The sequence below is a fragment of the Candidatus Hydrogenedentota bacterium genome (assembly GCA_018005585.1).
Classification (GTDB): domain Bacteria; phylum Hydrogenedentota; class Hydrogenedentia; order Hydrogenedentales; family JAGMZX01; genus JAGMZX01.
The window spans coordinates 1-3,423 of the sequence record JAGMZX010000276.1 but is presented as its reverse complement, the minus strand read 5'-3'; the positions used below and the strand labels follow the sequence as shown (position 1 = coordinate 3,423).

Here is a 3,423-nt window from a genome sequence, read left to right as displayed (position 1 = left end):
CGCCGTGGACATGCTCAAGGCGGGCGGCAATGCAGTCGATGCGGCCATGGCCGCCAACGCCATGCTCAGCCTTGTCGAGCCCATGAGCTGCGGGCCCGGCGGCGACCTGTTCGCCATCGTGTGGTGCGAGAAGGACCGGAAACTGCACGGTCTCAACGCGAGCGGACGGTCTCCCTACGCGTGGGACCTCGCCGGCGCGCGGGGTCTGGGCCTGACCGCGATCCCGCCATACTCGCCGCTGGCCTGGAGCGTCCCCGGTTGCATCAGCGGATGGAAGGCCCTGCACGAACGTTTCGGCCGTCTGAGTCTCGGCCAAATCCTCGCGCCGGTCATTCATTACGCCCGCGAAGGCTTTCCCGTTTCCCCCGTGATCGCGTTCGGGTGGCGCATCGACGCCCGCCAACACCCCACACTCGCCGAAACGTTCACACCGGACGGAAGATCGCGCAATTTTGGCGACATCGCCCGGAACCCGCAACTCGCGGCCTTCTACGAAATCCTGCTGCGCGATGGCCTCGACGCCTTCTATCACGGCGAAGTCGCCGACCGCATTGTAGCGTTTTCAGAACAGGCCGGCGGCCGTTTCGCGAAACGCGATTTCGAGGAGCACACGGCGGAATGGGCGGACCCGGTCAGTGCGAACTATCGCGGATATGACATCTGGGAACTGCCGCCGAACGGCCAGGGCATCGCGGTGTTACAGATCATGAACATGCTCGAAACCTTTGACATCGCCTCCCTCCCCCCTAACTCGCCGGAGCAATTGCATCTGTTCCTTGAAGCCAAGAAACTCGCTTATGAAGACCGGGGCGTATACTACGCAGACCCCGCAATGGCCGATGTTCCCGTTTCTTGGCTGATTTCGAAGGAATATGCGCGGCAACGGGCCAATCTCATCGACCCGCGCCACGCCGCGCAAGACATCGCGGCGGGAACGCTGGAAAAAGGCGGGGACACGGTCTATCTCGCCACGGCAGACCGCGATGGCAACATGGTCTCGTTAATTCAGAGCATCTACCACGGCTGGGGTTCGCATTTCGTGCCGGACCGCCTCGGATTCGCTCTGCAGAATCGCGGCGAGCTTTTTGCGCTCGACCCCGCCCATCGGAATCGTCTCGAACCGCACAAGCGCCCATTTCACACGATTATCCCTGCATTCGTGACGTACGACGGCGCGCCGGTATTCGCGTTCGGGGTCATGGGAGGCGACTTCCAGCCGCAGGGGCATGCGCAGGTGCTCATGAACTGGGCTGATTACCGCATGTCGCCGCAACGAGCCGGCGAACAGCCCCGAGTCGAGCACGACGGTAGTTCTTCCCCCACCGGCGAGGCCATGAAACGCGGCGGCGGCATCGTCGGGTTGGAGGACGGAATCCCCGATGCCACGCGCGCGGGCCTCGCCGCGTTCGGCCACCGCATCAAAAAAGGGACAGGCGCGTTCGGCGGGTACCAGGGCATCCAGCGCGCGGACGGTCCGCTGCGCTACTTCGGGGGCTCAGACCCGCGCAAGGACGGCGCGGCCATCGGGTTCTGAGGGTCCACGTGCACCACGGCCTCGGCCTCGGCAAGCAACTCCTCGGCGCGATCGGCGAGTTCGAGGTCATCCATGACCCACTCTTCGATGCGCGGCAGCAGGTCCATCGGCACGCCCAGCACGGCGGCCGCGTCGACGATGGCGGAGGTCTCTTCTGCCGCGAAGAATGCGTGGGCGTGACGCAGGCGGAGCAGTTCCGATATGACCACGACCCGGCTCGCGGCCGATTCGAACGGCGCCACGAGTTCTTCGAGCTTGCGGTCGTTGCGCAGCTCGCACGATTCAACGCCGTTCAAATGCGCGTACTGGTACAGGAGGTTCTTCTCCACGTCGTCCACCCGCCCGTCGGACCGGGCCAGATGTATCAGCAACTCCATCAGCGCCTTGCGCTGCTCTCGTGTCAACTTGGCAAGCATGGCTGCATCCTTCCTTTGCGTTCAGCCGGCCCGCGGTGCCTGACCGCCTCTGCGATAGCGGCGCGCCGCCAAGACCACCGTTCCCGTTACAATGACGGCCGCGGCCGTCACCCCCGCCGCCACCTGCGCCACCCGTTTCACCACCACGACCTGACGGCTCCAGCGCCGGCCCGTCGCGCAATAGGTCGCGAAATGTTCGCAATTGTTGCGCCACACATCATACCCCCCTTCACCCACATGAGCCAACGCCGTGCGAGCCACTTCGTCCGGGCCGCGGCCGCCGTCCCCGTGCTGCACGACCTGCGCTTCACACCCCTTGAGGAACTCCTCCAGCGGCGTCCGGCACACGCGCGCATCGCGCCAGCGCAACGGCTCGCCGGACAGATGCACCACCGTGCCATCGCCCATATCGATACCGTGATGCGTATACAAGCCGCGCATCCGTTTCACGCGCAGATGGTCGCCCCTTGCCACGGGAAGTACCTCGCGTTTTCGTGCTATGCACCGTGTATCAGAACATAGCGCAATCCCGCGCAAAAGTAAACCAGAAAGAGCCCGTATGGAGCGGTATGTGCAATGCTCTGAATTTCATGTTATAATTGATTCGGAAGCGGTTATTGAGGGAAAGGACCGATTAGCGATGACCAGACTCAGAAATATCCTGAGAAGGTTGTACACCATCGTGATTATGCCCGATTTCGTAATGGGCGTGGGTGAAACCGGCTACGCTCCCCGCGCCGAAAAACAACCTACTCACATCTGAGCAGTACTTCGGTTAAAAACCTGTCTTGTCTCTGGTTATTGTGTTCCCATTCGTTTATGTCGTCTGAATGCCTCTACTGTTCCAACCCATCTTGTTGCCTTTCATAGTATTTGCAGTTCCTTACGCAGGGTCCCAAGGCGCGGGACCACTACGAACCGGGCGAAAGTAAGGTATCGATGACACGCCAGAGCTGGGGCGCGCCCTCTCGCGTGACCCCGGAGAACGGCACGACCATCGCATCCTGGTCTAGCCCGAGCCCGGCGCGAATACGGTCGAGATGCCGCTTGCGCTGACCGCGCTTGAGCTTGTCGATTTTTGTAGCGACCACAAGCGTGGGCCGTTCCGCGTCCTCGAGCAGGTGAAGCACGTCTGCGTCCTTCGGGGAGACCTCATGGCGCGCGTCTACCAGCGCGACCACAAGCCGGAGCGCAGCGCGTTCGAGGAGATACTGGGTCATGACGCGAAGCCAGTGTTCCTTTAGTTGCCTGGGCACTTTCGCGAACCCGTATCCCGGCAAGTCGACAAAATAGAACTTGCCGTTGATGTCGAAAAAGTTGATGGTCTGCGTCTTGCCGGGCGTGCTGCTGGTTCTCGCGATGCCCCTGCGGTTCAGGAGCGCATTCAGCAGGGTCGATTTGCCCACGTTCGACCGCCCGACGAACGCTATCTCGGGGTGCCCGTCGCGCGGGTACTCCTCCGGACGCAACGCG

The 3,423-nt window shown here is 62.5% G+C and carries 4 protein-coding genes; 1 reads left to right on the top strand and 3 read right to left on the bottom strand.

Annotated features, from left to right (window positions below; genetic code table 11):
- Positions 1-1,534: gamma-glutamyltransferase family protein (locus KA184_23680; GenBank protein ID MBP8132592.1), on the top strand; the 1,534-nt coding region annotated here is incomplete at its 5' end.
- Here KA184_23680 and KA184_23675 read toward each other — a convergent pair.
- From KA184_23675 to KA184_23665, 3 genes are all read right to left on the bottom strand, one after another.
- On the bottom strand, positions 1,483-1,950 hold the full coding sequence (locus KA184_23675; protein ID MBP8132591.1) for a TerB family tellurite resistance protein: 468 nt from the start codon (positions 1,948-1,950) through the stop codon (positions 1,483-1,485). The genes KA184_23680 and KA184_23675 overlap by 52 nt on opposite strands.
- 21 nt (positions 1,951-1,971) lie before the next feature.
- On the bottom strand, positions 1,972-2,424 hold the full coding sequence (locus KA184_23670; protein ID MBP8132590.1) for a lecithin retinol acyltransferase family protein: 453 nt from the start codon (positions 2,422-2,424) through the stop codon (positions 1,972-1,974).
- A 437-nt stretch (positions 2,425-2,861) separates the two neighbouring features.
- Positions 2,862-3,419, bottom strand: coding sequence for a YihA family ribosome biogenesis GTP-binding protein (locus KA184_23665; GenBank protein ID MBP8132589.1), 558 nt, complete (start codon positions 3,417-3,419; stop codon positions 2,862-2,864).
- Positions 3,420-3,423 lie beyond the last annotated feature (4 nt).

What these genes read in the sequence shown, in the direction of transcription:
- KA184_23675 (MBP8132591.1), bottom strand. Translation starts at nt 1,950, where the DNA reads ATGCTTGCCAAGTTGACACGAGAGCAGCGCAAGGCGCTGATGGAGTTG.